Genomic DNA, 20071 nt, shown 5'->3' with positions numbered 1-20071 from the left:
AAATTATCGAATCGATTCAGCGCAAACGTTGTCGTAATCCGAAACCGGGGAAATTGACGCGAATGGACGGCACGATGCGCGTTCGATCGTGCGCGTACCGGCGTTTTCGGCCAACACGATCCAATCGCTCTAGAATCGGCAACGTTCCCACTTCCGCTCACCCCCGTGCCCGCCGATCATCGTCTCGACCTGAACCTGTTCCGCGTGTTCGACGCCATCTACGTGCACGGCGGCATCGGTGCGGCCGCCCGCGCGCTGCACCTGACGCAGCCGGCCGTCACGCATGCACTCAACCGGTTGCGCGCGCACTTCGACGATCCGCTGTTCGTGCGCCAGGGCAACCGCATCGTGCCCACCGAACGCACACGCACGATGATCGCCGACGTGCAGCTTCATCTTGCCGGCCTGCAACGCGCCGCGCGCGATCCGGCCGCATTCGATCCGGCGAAACTCGACCTGAGCATCGCGGTCGGCATTCGCGACGTGCTGGAATCGATTGCGCTACCGCGGATCGTCGCTGCGTTCGCGGACGAAGCGCCGGGCCTGCGCTTCGTGAGCCGCCGCGTCGCGGTGCACGACATCGAGCGCGAACTTGCATCGGGCAACCTCGATCTCGCGGTCGATCGCCGCGTGCCGACCGGGCCGCGCATCGCGACCGAGCACCTGCTCGACGATTCGCTCGTCGTCGCGATGCGGCACGATCATCCGCTGATGAGCGGCCCGCTGCGGCGCGGCGACTATTTCGCCGCCCGGCATATCGCGGTGTCGTCGCTCGGCGAACCGCAATCTCTCGACGTGCTGCTCGGCAACGACGGACGGTTCCGTCATATCCAACTTGTCTGCCAGCACTATTTCGCCGCATGCCAGATCGCCGCCACGGGCGACCTGTTGCTGACGCTGCCGCGCACGTATGCCCTGCGCATGGCCGCGATGCTGCCGATCGCGGTGCAACCGCTGCCGCTGCGGCTCAAGCCTTTTCCGCTGCTCGCGTACTGGCACGAAACACGCGAAACCGACCGCGCACACCAGTGGGTGCGCGAACGCGTCGCCACCCTCGTGCGCCGCAGTGTCGGCGCCAGCGCCGACTGATCGCGTCGCGTGTCGCCGCAACGCGCTGCGCCCGCGTTTTCCGGCGAGACGGTATGCTGACGGCCGACATGCCGCGCGCCGACGCGGCCCTTCCTTCCCGCTTACCGGAGATTCGCCATGCCGCTCATCCACGCTGCCGCCGTCCTCGCCGCCGACGCGCCGAACTACGTTGTCCAGCTACAGGCCGGCACGCATGCGCTGACCGGCGACGAAGCGCCGCGCGAAGGCGGCCAGGGGCTCGGTCCGGCGCCGTTCGAGCTCGTGCTTGCGGGCCTCGCGCAGTGCACGGCCGCGACGCTGCGCATGTATATGCAGCGCAAGACGTGGCCGGCCGTGCACATCGACGTGCGTACCGAACTGCATGCCGATCGCGAAGGCCAGCAGTACGTGCGCCGCCTGGTGACGCTCGAGGGCCCGCTCGACGACGCGCAGCGCCAGCGCCTCGCGGAAATTTGCGAGAAGACGCCGGTGACGCTGTTCATCAAGCGCGGCACGCCGATCGAAACGACGCTGGCCTGACACGCCGCGGGCCGAGCGTCGCAAGCGGCACGCCGGCACGCAACAAGCAAAACGGGCGGGCCGCGCACGATGCGCGGCCCGCCCGTTGGCGGACGAGGTGCGGCGCTTACAGTCCGAGCGCGGACAGATCCAGCTTGCCGTCCTTCACCGGCGGGCACCAGAAATACGCGCCGGTCAGCGGCCGCGTGAAGCGGAACAGGCCGTCGACGATGCCGTCGTCGGCGCCGCTCATCCGGCGCATCTGCACGTCGAACGCGCGGAACGACGCGCCGAACGCGACGAAATAAAGCCCGGCGCGGCGCGCATCGGCCCACGGCGACGAACGGCGCAGCATGAACGCTTCCGGCTCGAAGCTTTCCTGCGCGGTGCGCTTCACGTGCGCAAACTCGGGCGCATCGTCGAGTTCCTCATTGTCCGAGCGGCGGCGGCCGATGATGTGATCCATGTCGCCGGAAGCGATGCGCTCCATCTGGTCGAAATCGTGCAGCCACTGCTGGACCGCGACGAAGCTCGAACCGTCGAGTCCCGCGCCCTGTCCGGCGACGATCGCGGCGGCCAGCGCGTCGTCGCCGGTCGGGTTTTCGGTGCCGTCCTCGTAGCCGGACAGGTCGCGATCGTTCGAGTAGCGGAAGCCGTCGACCACGTCCTGCAGCGCGAATGCGGGCGCGAGTGCGCGCTCGATTGCGCGCGATCGCAGCACGAGATCGCCGCGATCGTCGCCGCGCAGCCACACCCACACGTCGGCCGGCGTGCGCGGCAGCGTGCGGTCGTTCACCGCGAATGCCGGATATTCGGTGAGGCCCGGCACCGGGCGCCCGAGGTGAGCGGCCAGTGCGTGTCCGAAACCCGCGACCGCGCCGCGCCCGTCGACGAGTTCGCGCAACGCCTTCAGCGCCGCGGCGACATTGCCGTTGTTCGAAATCGTGAAAGTCAGGTATCGGGCCGCCGTGTCGATCGGAGCCAGGATGCCTTGCTGAACGTCGCTCATCGTTTCCTCGGGAATGTATCGGGGTGAATCCGCGAGGCCGCTCCGGCCCGCGCGCAACCGCGAAGTGTAATCGATGCGGGCGGCCGGCCCGTGCGGCACCGCAGCGCGGAACGCGCCAACGTGCGAACGTGCGAACGTGCGAACGAAAGAGGGCCGAAACGTCGAATATCTGCACCGTATCGACGCTGCAACGCCGTATTCGTCAGACATTGCGGCGCGCCGCGCCCTGCTGATAAAATCCGTTCACGCCATTTCGGCGTCTTTTCAACCATTCACTTCAGGGAGGTGCAGATGTTCCGAATGCCAGCAGCCTTCCCGAACGTGGTCCCACGACGCGGCTGATTCCGCCCGTCGTCCGCGCCGGCTCCCGAGTGCGCCCCCGGCTTACCGGTTAGCACGCCAGCCCGCGCCATTCCCGACAGCCCGTTTCATTGCGTCCGCGAAGTCCGTGCGGGCCGGCTGTTGCGTTTTCGACGTTCTCCGAACCGGAAAGTCCCGTCGCGCGATGCGCCGGGCAACGATACATGACCAGAAAAACCACCCATCTGGGCGGCCACGCTTTCCAGGCCGTCTTCGGCTTTACGTTCCGCTACTGGCGCAAGCAGCCGGTGCGCATCGCGGCGATCGCGGCACTGGCGCTGCTCGGCGCGCTCGCCGACGTGCTCACGCCGCTGTTCGCCGGGCGCCTCGTCGATGCGCTGTCATCCGGCTCGACCGACCGCGCCGCCGCGTGGCACGCGGCCGTGACCGCGTTCGGCGCGCTGGCCGCGCTCGGCATCGGCGCGACGCTGCTGCGGCAGGGCGTCTATCTGAACATCATCACGCTCACGCTGAAAATGATGAGCGAGATCGCCGCCGCATCGTTCCATCGCGTGCAGCGCTTTTCGACCGACTGGCACGCGAACAGCTTCGCGGGCTCGACCGTGCGCAAGATCACGCGCGGCATCTGGGCGCTCGACCTGCTGAACGACACCGTGCTGATCGCGCTGCTGCCGTCGGTCACGATGCTCGTCGGCGCGACCGTGCTGCTCGGCTCGCACTGGCCGGTGATGGGCGTCGTCGTCGGCGCGGGCTCGCTGCTGTACATCTCGGTGACGGTCGCCGTGTCGCTCGGCATCGTCGCGCCGGCCGCGCGGCTCGGCAACATGTGGGACACGCGAATGGGCGGTGCGCTCGCCGATGCGGTCAGCTGCAACGCCGTCGTCAAGGCATTCGGCGCGGAAGCGCGCGAGGAAGCGCGGCTGGCGCGCGTGATCGGCAAGTGGCGTCAGCGCACGCGCCGCACGTGGGTGCGCGGCACGTTCAACGGCGGCCTGCAGGGCGCGATGCTCGTCGCGATGCAGGCGGCGATGATCGGCGTCGCGCTGCGGCTCTGGGCGAACGACGAAGCGAGCGTCGGCGACATCGCATTCTCGCTGACGATGTTCTTCATGCTGCAGGGCTACCTGCGCGACGTCGGCATGCACATCCGCAACCTGCAGCGCTCGGTCAACGACATGGAAGAGCTCGTCGCACTCGAGCGCCAGCCGCTCGGCATCGACGATCGCCCCGGCGCGCCCGCGATCCGGATCGAGCGCGGCGAGATCCGCTTCGAGCACGTGACGTTCCGCTACGGCAACCATCCGGTGCCGCTGTACGACGACTTCTCGATGCGCATCGCGCCCGGCGAACGCGTCGGCCTCGTCGGTCATTCCGGGTCGGGCAAGACGACGTTCATCAAGCTGATCCAGCGCCTGTACGACGTGTCGGGCGGCCGCATCACGATCGACGGCCAGGACATCGCGCAGGTGCGGCAGGATTCGTTGCGCAGCCAGATCGCGATCGTCCAGCAGGAGCCCGTGCTGTTCCACCGCACGCTCGCGGAGAACATCGCGTATGCACGCCCCGGCGCGAGCCGTGCGGAGATCGAGCGCGCCGCGCGGCTCGCAAGCGCGCACGACTTCATCGCGGCGCTGCCGGACGGTTACGACACGCTCGTCGGCGAACGCGGGATCAAGCTGTCGGGCGGCGAACGCCAGCGCGTCGCGATCGCGCGCGCGTTCCTCGCGGATGCGCCGATCCTGATCCTCGACGAAGCGACGTCGAGCCTCGACAGCGAAAGCGAGGTGCTGATCCAGCAGGCGATGGAGCGGTTGATGGTGGGCCGCACGACGCTCGTGGTTGCGCACCGGCTGTCGACGGTGCGCTCGCTCGACCGCCTGCTCGTGCTCGACCGCGGCAAAGTGATCGAGGAAGGCAACCACGACGCGTTGATCCGGCTCGACGGCGGGGTCTACCGCCGGCTGTTCGAGCGGCAGGCGCTGGAACTCGCGAAGGGCTTGCTCGATTCGCCGCGGCGCGGCGCCGGCGACCAGGCCGGGCCGCGCGGAGAGCCGGCGCGGGCGTAACGCGAACGGGCCGCGATGTGGCGCGACCGTGCGGTGACGCCGATTGCGGCCGAGCCCCGTTCATGATTGCGCCGTACCGCGGCCCGACCCTGTTCGCGATGGGGGTTCCTCGGATCACTTATCATACCGGCCACGCAATTCGCGACGAAAGGCAGATCATGTTTACAGGCATTGTCCAGGGTGTTGGCGTCATCAAGGCCGTCAAGGATCACGGCGAACTGAGGACGTTCACCATCGAATTCCCCGAGCGGTTCACCACCGACATCGAGATCGGCGCGAGCGTGTCGGTCGACGGCGTTTGCCTGACGGTAACGACGATTCATTCGCCGGTACTGATCGATTTCGACGTGATGTTGCCGAGCCTGCGCATCACCACGCTGGCCAACCTGACGACCGGCGCGCGCGTCAATGTCGAACGGGCCGCGAAGGACGGCGCCGAAATCGGCGGGCATCCGCTGTCCGGCCACGTCGACTTCATGGGGACCATCGTGCACATCGCATCGTCCGAACACAACCGGATGATCCGCATCGGCGTGCCGGCCGAATTCAAGCGCTACGTGTTCGCGAAGGGGTATATCGCGATCAACGGCTGCAGCCTCACGGTGTCCGACGTCAATCGCGACGAAGGCTGGTTCGACGTCTGGCTGATTCCGGAAACGCGACGCGCGACGACCTTCGATGCGAAGGGCGTCGACGACAACGTCAACATCGAAATCGAACGCAGTACGCAGGTCGTCGTGGATACGATCCGCGAGTCGGTCAAGGAAACGCTCGGCGAGCTGACGGGAATCGTCACGACGCTGCTGGCGGACAAGGGCATCGATATCGAAGAGCTGCTCGCGCGCAACGTCGCGAAGCTGCCGAAGGAATAGCGCGCGGCGGTTGGCCCGGCGGCCCGCGATCGACGGAGACCGGCTTGCGTCCGGCGCTGTGGCGCCGGCGCAGGCGCAGGCCGACCTCAGTCCGCCTCCATCCGTGCGGCCTTCCCCACCGCCACCCGTTGCGATCGATAAATCCCCGCGTGTCCGGAAAACAGGTACGCGACCACGCACGCCACGATCGCATACACGCCGACATCCGCGCCGAACAGCTCGATCGCCATGATCGTCGACGCGATCGGCGTGTTCGCCGCGCCCGCGAACACCGCGACGAAGCCGAGCCCCGCAAGCACCGGCACCGGCAGCGCGAGCACCTGGCCGAGCGCATTGCCGAGCGTCGCGCCGATGTAGAACAGCGGCGTGACTTCACCGCCCTTGAATCCCGACGCGAGCGTGACGACCGTAAACGCGAACTTGCCCGCGAAATCGTAGACGGGCAGCGGTCCGCGAAAAGCCGCTTCGATCGTCGGAATCCCGAGCCCCAGATACTGCGGCACGTTCAGCACGCTCGCCGCCACGGCCACCATCACGCCACCGAGCACCGGCTGCAGCGGCGCGTAGCGGACGACGCGCCGACACCACGCGGTCAGCGCATGCGTGGCGAACGCGAACAACCGCCCGACGACACCGAACGCGACACCCGCGACGACCGTCGCGGCCAGCGCGGTCGCCGATACGGCCGGCACGAACGGGATCGCATACACGGTGTGATGCACGCCCCACGCGCGGCACACGAGGTCCGCGACGATGGCCGACGCGACGCAGGTCAACAGCGCGTCGTACCGCACGCGGCCGATCGCGAGCACTTCGAGCCCGAACACGGCGCCCGCGAGCGGCGTGCCGAACACCGACGAGAACCCGGCCGCGATGCCGCCCATCAGCAGCACGCGCCGATGCTCGCGATCGAGCCGGAGCACGTGAGTGATGCGATCGGCGAGCGCGCCGCCCATCTGCACGGCCGTGCCCTCGCGGCCGGCCGACCCGCCGAACAGGTGCGTGACGACGGTCGCGACCAGCACGAGCGGCGCCATCCGCTTCGGCACGAGCGCCTTCGGGTCGTGAATCTCGTCGATCAGCAGGTTGTTGCCGCGCGCGACCGACTGGCCGAACCGGTGATAGACCCACCCGGTCGCGAAGCCGGCGGCCGGCAGCGCCCACAGCAGCCACGGATGCGCGATGCGCGTGGCGCTCGCCCAGTCGAGCGCGATCAGGAACAACGCGGAGGCCGTGCCGGCCAGCGCGCCGAGCAGGGCCGAGAGAGCGAGCCACCGGCACACGTAGCGCGCGGTCGCGACAATATCGGCGGAAGTCGAGAAAAACATGGTTTCCAGATTCGACAGGACATCGACACCTGGGCGGCAGAACACCGCATGGACGGCCTGCGACCTCCTGACAACCCAGGAACACGCAGGCATCATCAGCCGGGCGAACCGGCGGTTGAGGGCCGAAGACCGCGCGCGCGACGCGCCGGACTCGACCGCAGGGAGGCATGCCATCTCCGCAGGCGGCAATTGTACGCGACGCCGCGCATCGCACGCAACGCGGCCCGTCAGTCGCGCGGCACGCGCGTCACGCGGGAAATCAGTTGCGGCGCAATCCGGTCGAGCGGCAGGATCGCCGACGCGGCACCGATCGCCGCGGCCGCCTTCGGCATCCCGTATACGGCGCTGGTCGCCTCGTCCTGCGCGATCGTGTAGCAGCCCTTCGCGCGCATCGCCTTCAGCCCGAGCGCGCCGTCGCGCCCCATGCCGGTCAGCAGCACGCCGAGCGCGTCGCCCTGCCAGCTGTCGGCGACGCTATTGAAGAACACGTCGACCGACGGCCGGTATGGCGTGTCGGCCGGATGCCGCGTATAGCCGAGCACGCCGCGCGGCGACAGCGACAGGTGATCGTTGGTCGCGGCGAGCAGCACCTCGCCCGCCTGCGGCACGCTGCCCTGCCGCGCGACGCGCACGGGCAGCGGCGTATAACCGTCGAGCCACTCCGCCATCCCGAACGCGAATGCCTGATCGACGTGCTGCACGATCACGAGCGCCGCCGGAAAATCGGCCGGCAACGCACGCAGCAGCGCGGTGAGCGCGGTCGGGCCGCCGGCCGACGCGCCGATCGCGATCAGCGTCGGCTGGCCGCGCGCGGGCGCAGGCCCGGTAGGTACTAGCGCCGCGCTCCGGGTTTCGAGCAGGCGGCCGATCTGGTCGATCTTCGCGAGCAGCGGCTGCGGCGCCGCATCCGACGGCAGGCCGAGCGCGAGCGTCGGCGTGTCGACCGCATCGAGCGCGCCGGCGCCCATCGCCTCGTACACCGACGACGTGTTCGCGCTGACGCTCGCCGTCACGATCAGGATCGCGCACGGCGCACGCGCCATGATCTGCCGCGTCGCCGCCACGCCGTCGAGCTTCGGCATCACGAGATCCATCAGCACGAGATCGGGCGGATGCGCGACGCAGAAATCCACGGCCTCGCCGCCGTCGGTCGCCACCCACAGCACGCGGTGATCGGTGCGCAGCGCGATCACGCGGCGCAGCGCCTCGACGGCAAGCGGCAGATCGTTGACGATGCCGATGTTCATGCGCGCGCGTCCCCGATCAGGTCGTGCACCGCATCGAGCAGCGCTTCGTCGTGGAAGCTGCTCTTCGCGAGGTAGTAGTCGGCGCCGGCATCGAGCCCGCGCCGGCGATCCTCGTCGCGATCCTTGTACGACACGATCATCACCGGCACACGCTTGAGCATCGGGTCGTTCTTGATCAGCGTGACGAGCTCGATGCCGTCCATGCGCGGCATGTCGACATCGGTCACGACGAGATCGAACGCGTCGCTGCGCACCGCATTCCAGCCGTCCATTCCGTCGACGGCGACGGTCACGTCGTAACCGCGCTTCTCGAGCAGCTTGCGTTCGAGCTCGCGCACCGTCAGCGAATCGTCGACGACCAGCACGCGGCGGCGCCGGTCGGCCAGCGCAAGCTGCCGGTCGCGCGTCAGCTTCGCGAGTTGGCCGCCGCGCACGAGCTTGTCGACCGAGCGGATCAGGTCCTCGACATCGACGATCAGCACCGGGTCGCCATTTTCGAGCAACGCGCCGGCCGCGATGTTCTGGATCTTCTGCAGGCGGCTGTCGAGCGGCTGCACGACGAGCATCCGCTCGCCGAGGAAGCGGTCCACGGCGACGCCGTACAACTCGGGCTCGCCGCCGACGACCACGACCGCCGTGCTCGCGCGCGCGACGTCGGGCTCGTCCGTGTCGAGCAGTTGATGCGCGTCGACGAGGCCCACGCGCCGGCCGTCGAACGGAAAATGCGGCTGGCCCTCCAGCACGTCGATGTCGTCGTGCGCAAGCTCCAGCGTGCGGCGCACGTGCGCGAGCGGAAACGCGTACGGCTCGCCGCCGACCTCGACGAGCAGGCTGCGGATCACCGACAGTGTCAGCGGCAGTTGCAGCACGAAGCGCATGCCCGCGCCCGGCTCGTTGAAGATGCGCACCGCGCCGCGTACGCCGCGCACCATCTCCTGCACCGCGTCGAGGCCGACACCGCGCCCCGACACGTCGGTCACCGCGTCGCGCATCGAAAAGCCCGGCAGCAGCAGGAATTCGAGCAGCTCGGGGTCGGACAGGCGCGCGGCCGTCTCGTCGTCGGTCAGGCGCTGGCGCACGACGGCCGCGCGCAACGCGTCCATGTCGACACCCGGCCCGTCGTCGATCACGCTGACGAGCAGCGAGCCTGCGCTGTGGCGCGCCTCGAGCGTCACGCTTGCCTCGGCCGGCTTGCCGCGCGCGCGACGCGCGTCGGGCGACTCGACGCCATGGTCGATTGCGTTGCGCAGCAGATGGCCGAGCGGCGCATCGAGCAGATCGAGGATGTCGCGATCGACCTGCGTGCCTTCGCCGACGATCGAAAAGCGCACCTGCTTGCCGAGCGAGCGCGCGAGGTCGCGGACGATGCGCGGATATGCGCGCGTCGCGTCGCCGAACGGCCGCATCCGGCACTGCAGCGCCTCGTCGTACAGCTGTTCGGCGATATGCGTGCTGCGCCGCTCGAAGCGGTCGAACTCGTCCATCCGCTCGGCGAGCGAACGCTGCAGGTCGTTGAGCATGTGCCGCACTTCGTTCACCGACGCGAGCACGCCCGCATCGAGATCGTCGGCGAACTGTTCGTACAACAGATCGAGCGAGCGCGCCGCATCGCGTTGCGCTCGCTTCACGCGCAGCATCGATTCGGCAAACGGCTTCAGCCAGCGCGATTCGACCAGCGATTCGCCGGACAGGCTCAGCAGCCGGTTCAACGTATCCGCGCGCACGCGCCGCATCGCGCCCGCGCCGGCCGCGCGGCCGGCCGGGACCGGATCGGGCGCGGCCGCCGGCACCGCGAGCGGCGGCACCGCGGCGGCCCCACCGGGTTCGTTCGCGGCCCCGTCGTGTCCGCGCAATGGCATGACGGACGGCGGCGCGACGCTCGATGCCGGCATCGCATGCGCGCCGTCGGCACTCGCCAGCGCAAGCGCGAACGCGTCGATTTCGGCAGACGACACGGGTTGAGCGTGCGGGTCCGCAACGCGCACCAGCAGATCGACGCCGGCGAGCAGCACGTCCACGTGCGTGGCCGTCAGCGCGACCGTGCCGGCCTGCGCGGCAACGAAGCATTCTTCCATCCGGCCCGCGATGTCGACGCCGAGCGGCACGCCGACGATGCGCGCGGCGCCCTTCAGCGAATGCGCGGCGCGCATGCACGCCTCGAGCGCCGCGGCGTCGGGCTCGCCGGCTTCGAGCGCGAGCAGACGCTCGGACAGCGCCTGGGTCTGCGTGCGCGTCTCCTCGCGGTACAGCTCGAGCAGCGACAGGTGGCTCAGATCGTCATCGCCGCTCATCGCATGCTCCGGGTGACCGCGTCGAACAGCCGGTCGTCGTCGAGCAGCCCGACGGACTTGCCGCGCCACGACAGTACGCCGCGCGACAGCCCGGCGCTCGCGCGGCCGACCGTGGCCGGCACGGGCACCCATTCGGACGCGCTAAAGCGCAGCACGCCCTCGACTTCGTCGACCGGGAACACCACCGGCTCGCCCTGGTGGGCCGCGACGAGCAGCCGCGTGAAGCGGCCGTCGGCGCGGCGTGCGCCGACGGTGCCCGCGTCGAGGCCGAGCAGCGCGCCGATCGAGATCGCGATGCGCAGCGTGCCGCGAATGTTGACCACGCCGCGCACGGCCGAATGGCGGCGATACGGCAGCGAATGGATCGGGCGCGTGCCGGCGATCTCGCGCAACACGCCGATCGGCAGCGCGAGCCATTCGTCGGCGACGCGAAACGCGAGCGCCGCCTGACGCGTATCGTCGCCGGCATGCGCGCGCGGCGCATCGACCGCGCTGATCCGCTGCGTGGCGTCGGCCATCTCGGCGGCATCGAGCGGGCGCTCGAGCAGCTTCGCCGCGTGATACGCGTAGACCGGGCAGTTCAGGCAGCGCAGGCAGTCGGCCAGCCGCTCGCACGAGCGGTCGCCGCGCGTGCCGATCCGGTTCCAGCAATCGTCGACGCCGATCGTCGTGTCGTCAGTGGCAACCGCGTCGCGGTTCATTCTTTCGTCGGTCATCCCGATGTCGGCTCCCAACCCGTATTCTCATCAGCCGGCCGAGCGGCGCGCTCGCTCGAGCAGCCATTGCGCGCCGGCGCCGTCGCCGCCGGCGTCCAGCAACGTCGCGAGATGCGTCAGCGCTTCGTGATGCGTCGGCCGCAGATACAGCGCCTTACGGTAGAAATCGCCCGCTTCGGCAGCGCGGCCGCGTGCGTCGGCGATAAGCCCGTTCAAATAGAACGCGTCCGCGTGCGGCCCGGCATGCGCGGAGAACTGTGCGAGCACGCGCTCGGCCTCGTCGAACGCGCCCGCGTTGGCCAGCGCCTGTGCTTCCTCCAGCGTCGGCGCGGCGCCGGCGGCAAGCGGCGCTGCCGGCGCGTCGGCCGCATGCACGGCAGTCCCCGCGCGGCTTGTATTGAGCGCATCGAGCGCACCAAGTCGCACATCGCCGCGCAGGTCGGCTTGTGCGGGCGCGCCGGGCGAACGCGCGGTGCCGGCCCACGCCGGCGGCACGACGGCCAGCACCGGCCGGGGCGCGGCCGGCGGCGTAACCGAGAAGCGCTCCGCGCGCCGGGATGGCGCCAGCGCGGGCGCCGCCGCATGCCGGGCCGCGTGGCCTTCCGCCGTGTCGCCGTGCGCACGATGGAACGCGAACGCGAGCGGCACGCGCGCCGAGCGCATCCCGTGGCGCATCGCGACACCCGTTTCGGCCGGACCGACGAACAGCACGCCGTCATCGACGAGCATGCTTTCCAGCGAACCGATTACGCGGTCCTGCGCGTCGCGGTCGAAATAGATCAGCACGTTGCGGCAAAACACGAAGTCGTAGCGGATGCCCGTATCGGCGCCCGGTTCGACGAGGTTCGCCTGCCGAAACTGCACGCACGCGCGCACGCGCTCGTCGAGCAGCCAGCCGTCCTCGACGGGCGTGAAGTAGCGGCCGCGAAACTCCGTGGCCGTGCCGCGGAATGCGTTGCGCCCGTAGCAACCGAGCCGCGCGTATGCGACCGCGCGCGCGCTGAGGTCGATCGCGTCGATCGTGAAACTGGCCGGATCGAGGCCGGCGTCGAGCAGCGCCATCGCCGCCGAATACGGCTCCTCGCCGGTCGAGCACGGCGCGCTCAGCACGCGAATCACACGCCCGGGCGTGGCGGCGACCCGCTCGGCCGCGAGCCGCGCGAGCGTCGAGAATGCCTCGCGATCGCGGAAGAACCACGTTTCCGGCACGACGAACAGCTCGATCAGCGCGCGCCGCTCGTCGGCCGACGCATTGAGCTGCTGCCAGTACGCATCGAGCGCTTCCGGCGTGAGCGGCGGGCGCGCCGCCGACGGCAGCCGCTCGCCGTCGCCCTGCAGTGCGTGCACGCGTTCAGTCAGTGCGCGGAGCAGAAAATCGTTGCCGAGCGAATCGGAATCGATGCCCGTTTCGCGCAACAGCCAGCCGCGAAATCGCGAATCGGCCACTCTCATGCGAACTCCCCTCCTTGGCCGGCCAAGCCGTCGAACAGATACGAACGCGCGACGTCGCCGATCAGGTCCGACACCGACACCTGCTGCACGATCCCGTCGCGCGTGTGCGCGACGCGCCCGAGCCAGCGCGTGCGCGCGGTCGAGATGCCGCTCGCGCGGAACGCCGTGCGGTCGATCCGCAGCGTCTGCGTCGCGCGCTCGACGATCAGCCCGATCACGCGCGCGCGATCGAGCGGCTCGACGCGATGGCGGACCATCACCAGCCTCGTCGAGCGCAGCGCATGCGCGCGCCGCCCGAGCGCCAGCATCGGCACGTCGATCACCGGCACCGGCTGACCGCCGCGCATCAGCAGCCCGGCAATCCATTCGGGCGCACCGGGCACGGCCTTGGCGGCGGCGAGCGGCAACACCTCGTCGATGTCGGCCGCGTCGAGCGCATAGCGCTCGCCGTCGAGATCGAACATCAGGAACAGCGCGTGCGCGCCGCCGTGCGGCTCGGCCCGCATCACGCGTCGACCTTGAAGCGCGACACGCTGGTGCGCAGCTGATTTGCGACGAGCGTCAGGTCGTCGATCGCCTGCGACGACTGCCGCAGCGATTCGGCCGTCTGCTGCGCGGCCTCGGACAGCTGCGACAGCGCCTGCGTGATCTGCTCGGCGCCGTTCGCCTGCGTTTGCATCCCTTCGTTGACCATCTGGAAGCGCGGCGCGAGCGTCTGCACTTCGGCGATGATCTGCGACAGCTGGCCGCCGACCTGCTGCACGTCGAGCATCCCGCGGCGCACTTCCTCCGAGAACTTGTCCATGCCCATCACGCCCGCCGACACGGCCGACTGGATTTCCTTCACCGTTTGCTCGATATCGTAGGTCGCCACCGCCGTCTGGTCGGCCAGGCGGCGGATTTCGGTTGCGACGACCGCGAAGCCGCGGCCGTATTCGCCGGCTTTCTCCGCCTCGATCGCCGCATTCAGCGACAGCAGGTTGGTCTGGTCGGCCACCTTGGTGATCGTCGCGACGACCTGATTGATGTTCAGCGCCTTCTCGTTGAGGATCGCGAGCTTCGCGTTCACCGAGCCGGCCGCGTCCATCACGCTGCGCATCGTCTCGCCCATCCGCGTGAGGCCGCTCTGGCTCACGCCCGCGAGCGTCGCGGACTGCTCGGCCACGCCGGCCACCTCGTTCATCGTGCGCAGCAGGTCGCGCGACGTCGCGAAAATCTCGCGGGACGTCGCACCGATCTCCGTCGTCGTCGCCGCGGTTTCGTTGGCGGTCGCCTGCTGCTCGCGCGACGTCGCCGCGATTTCGGCGACCGACGTCGTCACCTGCAGCGACGACTGCTGCGCGCGCGCGACCAGTTCGGTCAGTTCGTCGGCCATCCGGTTGAAGCCCGTCTCGAGCGTGCCGAACTCGTCGCGGCGGCGCAGGTCGAGGCGGCGCGTCAGATTGCCGGTGCGCATCACGTCGTGCACCTCGACGAGCCGCGCCATCGGCACGGTGACGGTGCGGTACAGCCCGTAGCCCAGCGCGAGCGCGGACAGCAGCACGATACCGAGCGCGGCGGCCAGGACGATCTCGGTGTCCTGCACCGACTCGCGGATCAGCTTCGCGGACTGGTCGGCGAACTTGCGGTTCTCCTGCACCAGCACATTCGCGTTGCGCACGACGTCGGCCCACGCGGGTTGCACTTTCGCGTACGCGGCGACGGCCTCGTCGTGCGACACGCGGTGTTTTTGGACCGCATCGTTCAACAGCGGAAGGTAGCGGTCGAACGACGCGCGGAACGTCGCGAAGCGCTGGCGGTCGTCATCGCGGAACGTGGTGTTTTGGTAATCGACCGACAGTGACTCGACGTCCTTCACCGCTTCGCCGATCTTCGCGAGATCGCGCTGCACGGCCTCCGGATCGCTTTCGACGAACGTCGCCTGCTGCAGCGCGGTGAACGATTCGTTGACCGCACCGCGCAGCGACGCCGCGAGATAGACGCCGGGCAGCGAGTCGCGCTCGATGCTGACGGCTTCGGTATTGATCGCACGCAGACGTTCGTACGACACGCCGGCGGTCACCAGCATCAGCACGAACAGCACGCCGAAGCTGAGCAGGATGCGGTTGCCGAGCGTCAGCCGGGCGGCGCCGCCGATCGTCGGATGCAGGCTTTCATTGGTCGCGCGAGGCGTCACGGTGGCCATGTTCGTTATGGGCTTTCTAAATTCAGCGTTGAAAAAATCCGCGCCCGCCTGCGCGCCGCACGGCGCGCCACGAGCGCATCGGGTCTCTCCGGCAGCGCGGCCGCGGCGGGCTGCGCCGCGACATTACCGCTCCGCCTGCGCCGGCAACCGCAGCGCGACCATGAAGCCGCGCGCGGTATTGCGCATCAGGATCTGGCCGCGATGCCGCGCGGCGGTCGCACGGACGAACGCCAGCCCCAGGCCGAAGCCGCTGCGCGCCGCACCATGCGCGGATTCGAGCCGCACGAACGACTCCGTCGCGGCCGTGCGCTGCTCGGGCGCGATGCCGGCGCCGGCGTCCTCGACCCCGATCAGCCACGCACCGCCGTCATCGCTCAACGTGCAGTGCACGTCCGTGCCGGCCGGCCCGTACTTCAGCGCGTTGTCGATCAGGTTCGCGACCGCGCGCGTGAGCATCATGCGGTCGCCCATCGTCACGCCGGCTGTGTCGGGCACGTGCGCGACGACGCGACTGCCGAAGCCGGCCGCCTTCTCCCACAGCTGGTCGACGGCGTCGAGCACGATCTCGTTCAGGCTCAGAACCTCGTGCGCGCGGCGCTCGGACTGCGCGCGCGTCAGATGGATGAACCCGTCGGCGAGCGCGAGCGCGCGCCGCGCGTGGCCGGCAATGCGCTCCATGATCGCCGGCATGTCGCCGTGCTCGTTGCGATAGACCTCGAGCAGCGCGAGGATCGACGTCTGCGGCGAGCGCATGTCGTGCGACAGGAAATCCAGCGCTTCGTCGCGTTGCCGCGACATCAGATACGAATTCGAGTGATAGCGGATGCGCGCGGTCAGCTCCATCGCGTCGGGGAGCTTCACGAGATAGTCGTTCGCGCCGGCGATGAACGCCTCGCGCTTGACGATCGGCTCCTCCTTCGCCGACAGCACGATGATCGGCACACGCGCGGTCTCGGCGTCGGCACGCCACGCGCGCACGAGATCGAGACCGTCGATGTCCGGCATCACGAGATCCTGCAGGATGACCGTCGGCTTCACGTCGCGCGCGAGTGCCATCGCCCGGTGCGCGTCGGTGCACACGTGCAGGTCGATATCGTGCTCGCCGCGCAGCGCGCGGCGGATCACCTCGCCGACGAACGGCTGATCGTCAACGAGCAGAACCGACAGTCCCGATTCAAGGCAATCCGGCGCATTTTCACCGCTCGATTCTTTCATAAATACCGTTTCAAACGCCAAATCTCCAATTGATTCTTTCATGGGAGTTGTTTATCCGACTTGGACGCCATCTTGATTTAGCGGTTGAGAAATCCGCCTGTTGTTGCCGATGTGGCCTGTCGGCATTGGCTCGCGGGGATCCGAACGCCGATTTTCCCCGCCGACGGTCGTATTACCTCCGCACGCTTTCTCTCAATAAAGATAACCAGCTGATTCTAAATGAAATTAGAACACAGCATCTATCTCCTTCCGGTTTAGTTTTGCCAAATATGGTGAAAGAGCGGGGTTCGGTTAAATCAGATCATTTCCGGACGCGAACGACGATAACGTTTGCGAAGCCGGCGCCGCGAGGCTTGCATGCGCTGCAAGGGTGGTGCGTCGATCGTATCGGGACCGGGTTCCGCGGCCGCGCCGATCGCGGCGCACAGCGCCGGTGCGCGGCGCAAACCGCAGCGGCCGCAGCGGCCGCAGCGAGCATCGCCGCGCCCCGCGCCGGGCGGAGCCGCGCGACGGGCTTACCCGCGCGCGTGCTGCGCGGACACTTCCTGCAGATCGAGATCGCGCTCGACCATGTGCAGCATCTCGTCGTGGATGTGCCCCGAACGGTGCAGGCGCAACAATTCCGCGCGGCCGGCCTTGATCGCGGCCAGCACGACGTCGTAGTGCGCAACACGGATTTCCGCCGGGTACTCGGGCTCGTTCTTCGTGCGCTCGGTCAGCTCCGCGCGATACGTGTATTGCTCCAGCAGGCGCGGATGAATGACGTTGCCGCTGTCGTCGCGCACCAGCGGCTGGATTGCCGCGAGCTGTGCCGCCTCGATGTACGCCCACGTCTGCGGCTCGGTCAGATGGTGCGCTGCGCGCGCTTCGCTCGGCGGCAGGCGCAGCAGCCGGATCAGCGGCCCGATCGTCGTGCCCTGCAGCAGCACGGTGACGAGAATCACCGCGAACGACGCGACCAGGATCACGTCGCGGCCCGGCATCGCCTCGGGCAGCGACAGCGCGATCGCCAGCGTCACGACCCCGCGCATGCCGGCCCAGCTCATGATCGTCGCGGCCTTCCAGTCGGGCGCGCCGCCGCGCCGGACGATCCCGCGCACGGGCCACTTCAGCGCCTCGACCGCGTAGACCCACACGAAGCGCGACACGATCACGGCAGCGAGCACGGCAAGCACCGCCGGCATCATCGTGCCGAGCACCTGCCCGAAGCCGCCGAGCCGATGAATCGCACCGCGCAGCGACAACCCGATCAGCACGAACACCATCGCCTCGAGCAGGAACACGATCACCTGCCAGAACGCGGTCCCACGCGTGCGCACGGCTGCCGAAAACACTTCGTGCTGGTGCCAGCCGATGATCATGCCGGCCGTCACCGTCGCGATTACGCCCGACACCTCGACCATTTCGCCGGCGATGTACGCGATCCAGCCGGCGATCACCGCGACGGTAATCACCAGATAGTCGTCGTCGAGCAGCTTCAGGAACCACACGACGAGCTTGCCGACCAGAAAGCCCACCACGACGCCGCCGAGCCCGAGCTCCGCGAAGCGGACGACTGCGTGCTCGAGGCTGAACGCGCCCGTCAACGCGGCCGCGACCGCGAAGCGGAACAGCACCAGCCCCGCCGCGTCGTTCAGCAGGCTTTCGCCTTCGAGCAGCACCATCAGCCTGCGCGGCAACGCGACGCGTTCGAGCACCGCTTTCGCGGCGACCGCATCGGGCGGCGACACGATCGCGCCGAGCGCGAAGCACGCAGCCCACGGCAGCGACGGCACGATCCAGTGGACCGCGAAGCCGACCGCAAACGTCGTGAACACGACAGCGCCGATCGCGAGCAGCAGAATGCCGCCCACGTTGCGCTTGAATTCCTCCCACACGGTGAAATACGCACCGTCCATCAGCAGCGGCGGCAGGAACACGAGCAGTACGAGTTCGGGATCGAGATTGACGTGCGGCAGCCCGGGAATGAACGCGATGCCGATGCCGCCGATCAGCAGCGCGGCGGCGGGCGGCAATCGCAACCGCTTCGCGATGTATTCGAGTGCGACGATCGCGAGGAATGACAGCAAAACCAGCTTGAACGCCGAGACGGGGGACATCGATCGACCTCATGAAGAATGAATGCGCATGCCAGCCGGTGTCGTACCCCCGGCGACCATTTCGCGCGATTACATCATGATGCGATGCTTGCAGTCGAGCGCGCTCGGCGCGCGACGCGCGGCGGCGGCACGTCCGTGCACGAACGCCGGCCGGCTTTTCGCCCGAGCGCACGCCGGAACGAGAACGGCACGCGGGCCGGCACGAACGCCCGCCCGCGTGCCGGCCGGCGCCGCCGCGCCGGCGCCCGCTAGCGGCGGCGCACGACCATCAGCCGCGGCTCGGTCATGTCCTCGATCGCATAGCGGATCCCTTCGCGGCCGAGCCCCGAATCCTTCACGCCGCCGTACGGCATGTTGTCGACGCGGAACGACGGCACGTCGTTGATCACGACCCCGCCGACCTCCAGCTCGTCCCACGCGCGCTGCGCATGCGCGAGCGAATCGGTGAACACGCCGGCCTGCAGCCCGAAGTCGCTGTCGTTCACGCGCGCGAGCGCATCGTCGAAGCTGTCGAACTTCTCGAGAATCGCGACCGGGCCAAACGCCTCCTTGCGATAAAGATCCTGGTCGCGGCCGACGTTTTCCAGCAGCGTCGCCTCGAACATCGCGCCGTCCACCTTGCCGCCCGCGACAATCTTCGCGCCCGCGGCCACGGCCGCATCCATCCAGCCCGACAACCGGCGCGATTCGGATTCGGAGATCATCGGCCCGACAAACGTCGACGGATCCTTCGGATCGCCCATCTTCAGCGAACGCGTCTTCGCGATCAGTTTTTCGCGCAGCGCGTCGTACACATCGGCATGCACGAGAATCCGCTGCACGCCGATGCAGCTCTGGCCCGACTGGTAGAACGCACCGAACGCGAGACGCTCCACCACGTAGTCGAGCCGATCGCGTTGATCCGCGTCGACGATCGCCGCCGCGTTGCCGCCGAGCTCGAGCACGACTTTCTTCTTGCCCGCCTTCTCCTTCAGCGCCCAGCCGACTGCCGGCGAGCCCGTAAACGACAGCAGCCTGAAACGCTCGTCCGTCGTGAACAGGTCGGCGCCGTCGCGATGCGCGGGCAACACCGAGAACGCACCCTTCGGCAGATCGGTTTCCGCGAGCACCTCGCCGATGATCAGCGCGCCGATCGGCGTGCGGCTCGCGGGCTTCAGCACGAACGGGCAGCCGGCGGCCAGCGCGGGCGCGACCTTGTGCGCGGCAAGGTTCAGCGGGAAGTTGAATGGCGAGATGAACGAGCACGGGCCGATCGGCACGCGCCGCGTATAGCCGGTGTAGCCTTGCGCGCGTGCGGAGATCTCCAGATTGAGCACTTCGCCGTCGATGCGCACGGCCTCTTCGGACGCGACGCGAAACGTATCGATCAGCCGCGTCACTTCGCCCTTCGAATCGTTGATCGGCTTGCCGGCCTCGATGCAGAGCGCCTCGGCCAGTTCGTCGAAGCGCTCGCGAAAACGCGCGACGCAGTGGTCGAGCACCGCCTGCCGCTTGTAGGCGGGCAGTTCGCGCATCGGCTTCGTCGCGTCAACCGCCGCGCCGATGGCCGCATCGATCGCCTTCGCATCGGCCAGCGCGACGCGCGTTGCGACCTTCCCGCTGAACTTGTCGGTCACTTCCAGATCGGTATTCGCGTAGACGGCCTCGTTGGCGAGGTAGTACGGATAGGTTTCCTTCAACATG

Annotated in this window: 15 protein-coding genes and 1 riboswitch; of the genes, 4 read left to right on the top strand and 11 right to left on the bottom strand. The window is 68.7% G+C overall.

The window, feature by feature from the left end:
* Positions 1–165: 165 nt before the first annotated feature.
* On the top strand, positions 166–1089 hold the full coding sequence (locus KDW55_RS18380) for a LysR family transcriptional regulator (RefSeq protein ID WP_209825632.1): 924 nt from the start codon (positions 166–168) through the stop codon (positions 1087–1089).
* Between the two features lie 117 nt (positions 1090–1206).
* On the top strand, positions 1207–1608 hold the full coding sequence (locus tag KDW55_RS18375) for an OsmC family protein (protein ID WP_212160467.1): 402 nt from the start codon (positions 1207–1209) through the stop codon (positions 1606–1608).
* 106 nt (positions 1609–1714) lie between these two features.
* Here the strand turns inward: KDW55_RS18375 and KDW55_RS18370 are convergent, their stop codons facing one another.
* The gene (locus KDW55_RS18370; RefSeq protein ID WP_040139295.1) at positions 1715–2596 is read right to left on the bottom strand and encodes a Dyp-type peroxidase; all 882 of its coding nucleotides are present in this window, start codon (positions 2594–2596) and stop codon (positions 1715–1717) included.
* Between the two features lie 524 nt (positions 2597–3120).
* On the opposite strand from KDW55_RS18370, the gene KDW55_RS18365 reads away from it, so the two are divergent.
* Entirely contained in the window at positions 3121–4983 is a 1863-nt protein-coding gene (locus tag KDW55_RS18365) for an ABC transporter ATP-binding protein (RefSeq protein ID WP_069243491.1), read from the top strand.
* A 158-nt stretch (positions 4984–5141) separates the two neighbouring features.
* Complete coding sequence (locus KDW55_RS18360) at positions 5142–5855, top strand: riboflavin synthase (RefSeq protein WP_059545338.1); 714 nt, start codon at positions 5142–5144, stop codon at positions 5853–5855.
* A gap of 86 nt (positions 5856–5941) precedes the next feature.
* Here the strand turns inward: KDW55_RS18360 and KDW55_RS18355 are convergent, their stop codons facing one another.
* From KDW55_RS18355 to KDW55_RS18310, 10 genes are all read right to left on the bottom strand, one after another.
* Entirely contained in the window at positions 5942–7183 is a 1242-nt protein-coding gene (locus KDW55_RS18355) for a voltage-gated chloride channel family protein (RefSeq protein WP_069242695.1), read from the bottom strand.
* 79 nt (positions 7184–7262) lie between these two features.
* A riboswitch (Fluoride riboswitch) is annotated at positions 7263–7370 on the bottom strand.
* A 40-nt stretch (positions 7371–7410) separates the two neighbouring features.
* The gene (locus KDW55_RS18350; RefSeq protein WP_040139292.1) at positions 7411–8430 is read right to left on the bottom strand and encodes a chemotaxis response regulator protein-glutamate methylesterase; all 1020 of its coding nucleotides are present in this window, start codon (positions 8428–8430) and stop codon (positions 7411–7413) included.
* Positions 8427–10721 carry a hybrid sensor histidine kinase/response regulator gene (locus KDW55_RS18345; RefSeq protein WP_212160469.1) on the bottom strand — a complete coding sequence of 765 codons (2295 nt, stop codon included), beginning with the start codon at positions 10719–10721 and terminating at the stop codon, positions 8427–8429. Before KDW55_RS18345 ends, KDW55_RS18350 begins: the two co-directional genes overlap by 4 nt.
* The gene (locus KDW55_RS18340) at positions 10718–11422 is read right to left on the bottom strand and encodes a chemotaxis protein CheW (RefSeq protein WP_059545336.1); all 705 of its coding nucleotides are present in this window, start codon (positions 11420–11422) and stop codon (positions 10718–10720) included. Before KDW55_RS18340 ends, KDW55_RS18345 begins: the two co-directional genes overlap by 4 nt.
* A gap of 45 nt (positions 11423–11467) precedes the next feature.
* Positions 11468–12889, bottom strand: a complete 1422-nt coding sequence (locus KDW55_RS18335) for a CheR family methyltransferase (RefSeq protein ID WP_212160470.1) — start codon at positions 12887–12889, stop codon at positions 11468–11470.
* Positions 12886–13398, bottom strand: a complete 513-nt coding sequence (locus KDW55_RS18330; protein WP_069242692.1) for a chemotaxis protein CheW — start codon at positions 13396–13398, stop codon at positions 12886–12888. The genes KDW55_RS18335 and KDW55_RS18330 overlap by 4 nt, the downstream gene beginning before the upstream one ends.
* Positions 13395–15074, bottom strand: a complete 1680-nt coding sequence (locus tag KDW55_RS18325; RefSeq protein WP_040139288.1) for a methyl-accepting chemotaxis protein — start codon at positions 15072–15074, stop codon at positions 13395–13397. The genes KDW55_RS18330 and KDW55_RS18325 overlap by 4 nt, the downstream gene beginning before the upstream one ends.
* A 123-nt stretch (positions 15075–15197) precedes the next feature.
* On the bottom strand, positions 15198–16331 hold the full coding sequence (locus KDW55_RS18320; protein WP_040139287.1) for a hybrid sensor histidine kinase/response regulator: 1134 nt from the start codon (positions 16329–16331) through the stop codon (positions 15198–15200).
* Positions 16332–16804: 473 nt separating this feature from the next.
* Positions 16805–18388 (bottom strand): Na+/H+ antiporter, encoded by a 1584-nt coding sequence (locus KDW55_RS18315; protein ID WP_059545226.1) that lies wholly within the window; start codon positions 18386–18388, stop codon positions 16805–16807.
* 248 nt (positions 18389–18636) lie between these two features.
* Positions 18637–20070, bottom strand: coding sequence for an aldehyde dehydrogenase family protein (locus tag KDW55_RS18310; RefSeq protein WP_040139285.1), 1434 nt, complete (start codon positions 20068–20070; stop codon positions 18637–18639).
* Position 20071 lies beyond the last annotated feature (1 nt).

It is taken from the genome of Burkholderia sp. AU19243 (assembly GCF_018148075.1).
GTDB classification, from domain to species: Bacteria; Pseudomonadota; Gammaproteobacteria; order Burkholderiales; family Burkholderiaceae; genus Burkholderia; species Burkholderia latens_A.
This window is presented reverse-complemented; position numbering and strand designations above follow the sequence as displayed.

Bases quoted from the DNA above. Each gene is read 5' to 3' on its own strand.
- KDW55_RS18375 (WP_212160467.1), top strand. From the start codon at position 1,207: ATGCCGCTCATCCACGCTGCCGCCGTCCTCGCCGCCGACGCGCCGAAC.
- KDW55_RS18370 (WP_040139295.1), bottom strand. From the start codon at position 2,596: ATGAGCGACGTTCAGCAAGGCATCCTGGCTCCGATCGACACGGCGGCC.
- KDW55_RS18365 (WP_069243491.1), top strand. From the start codon at position 3,121: ATGACCAGAAAAACCACCCATCTGGGCGGCCACGCTTTCCAGGCCGTC.
- KDW55_RS18360 (WP_059545338.1), top strand. From the start codon at position 5,142: ATGTTTACAGGCATTGTCCAGGGTGTTGGCGTCATCAAGGCCGTCAAG.
- KDW55_RS18355 (WP_069242695.1), bottom strand. From the start codon at position 7,183: ATGTTTTTCTCGACTTCCGCCGATATTGTCGCGACCGCGCGCTACGTG.
- KDW55_RS18350 (WP_040139292.1), bottom strand. From the start codon at position 8,430: ATGAACATCGGCATCGTCAACGATCTGCCGCTTGCCGTCGAGGCGCTG.
- KDW55_RS18345 (WP_212160469.1), bottom strand. From the start codon at position 10,721: ATGAGCGGCGATGACGATCTGAGCCACCTGTCGCTGCTCGAGCTGTAC.
- KDW55_RS18340 (WP_059545336.1), bottom strand. From the start codon at position 11,422: ATGAACCGCGACGCGGTTGCCACTGACGACACGACGATCGGCGTCGAC.
- KDW55_RS18335 (WP_212160470.1), bottom strand. From the start codon at position 12,889: ATGAGAGTGGCCGATTCGCGATTTCGCGGCTGGCTGTTGCGCGAAACG.
- KDW55_RS18325 (WP_040139288.1), bottom strand. From the start codon at position 15,074: ATGGCCACCGTGACGCCTCGCGCGACCAATGAAAGCCTGCATCCGACG.
- KDW55_RS18320 (WP_040139287.1), bottom strand. From the start codon at position 16,331: ATGAAAGAATCAATTGGAGATTTGGCGTTTGAAACGGTATTTATGAAA.
- KDW55_RS18315 (WP_059545226.1), bottom strand. From the start codon at position 18,388: ATGTCCCCCGTCTCGGCGTTCAAGCTGGTTTTGCTGTCATTCCTCGCG.
- KDW55_RS18310 (WP_040139285.1), bottom strand. From the start codon at position 20,070: ATGTTGAAGGAAACCTATCCGTACTACCTCGCCAACGAGGCCGTCTAC.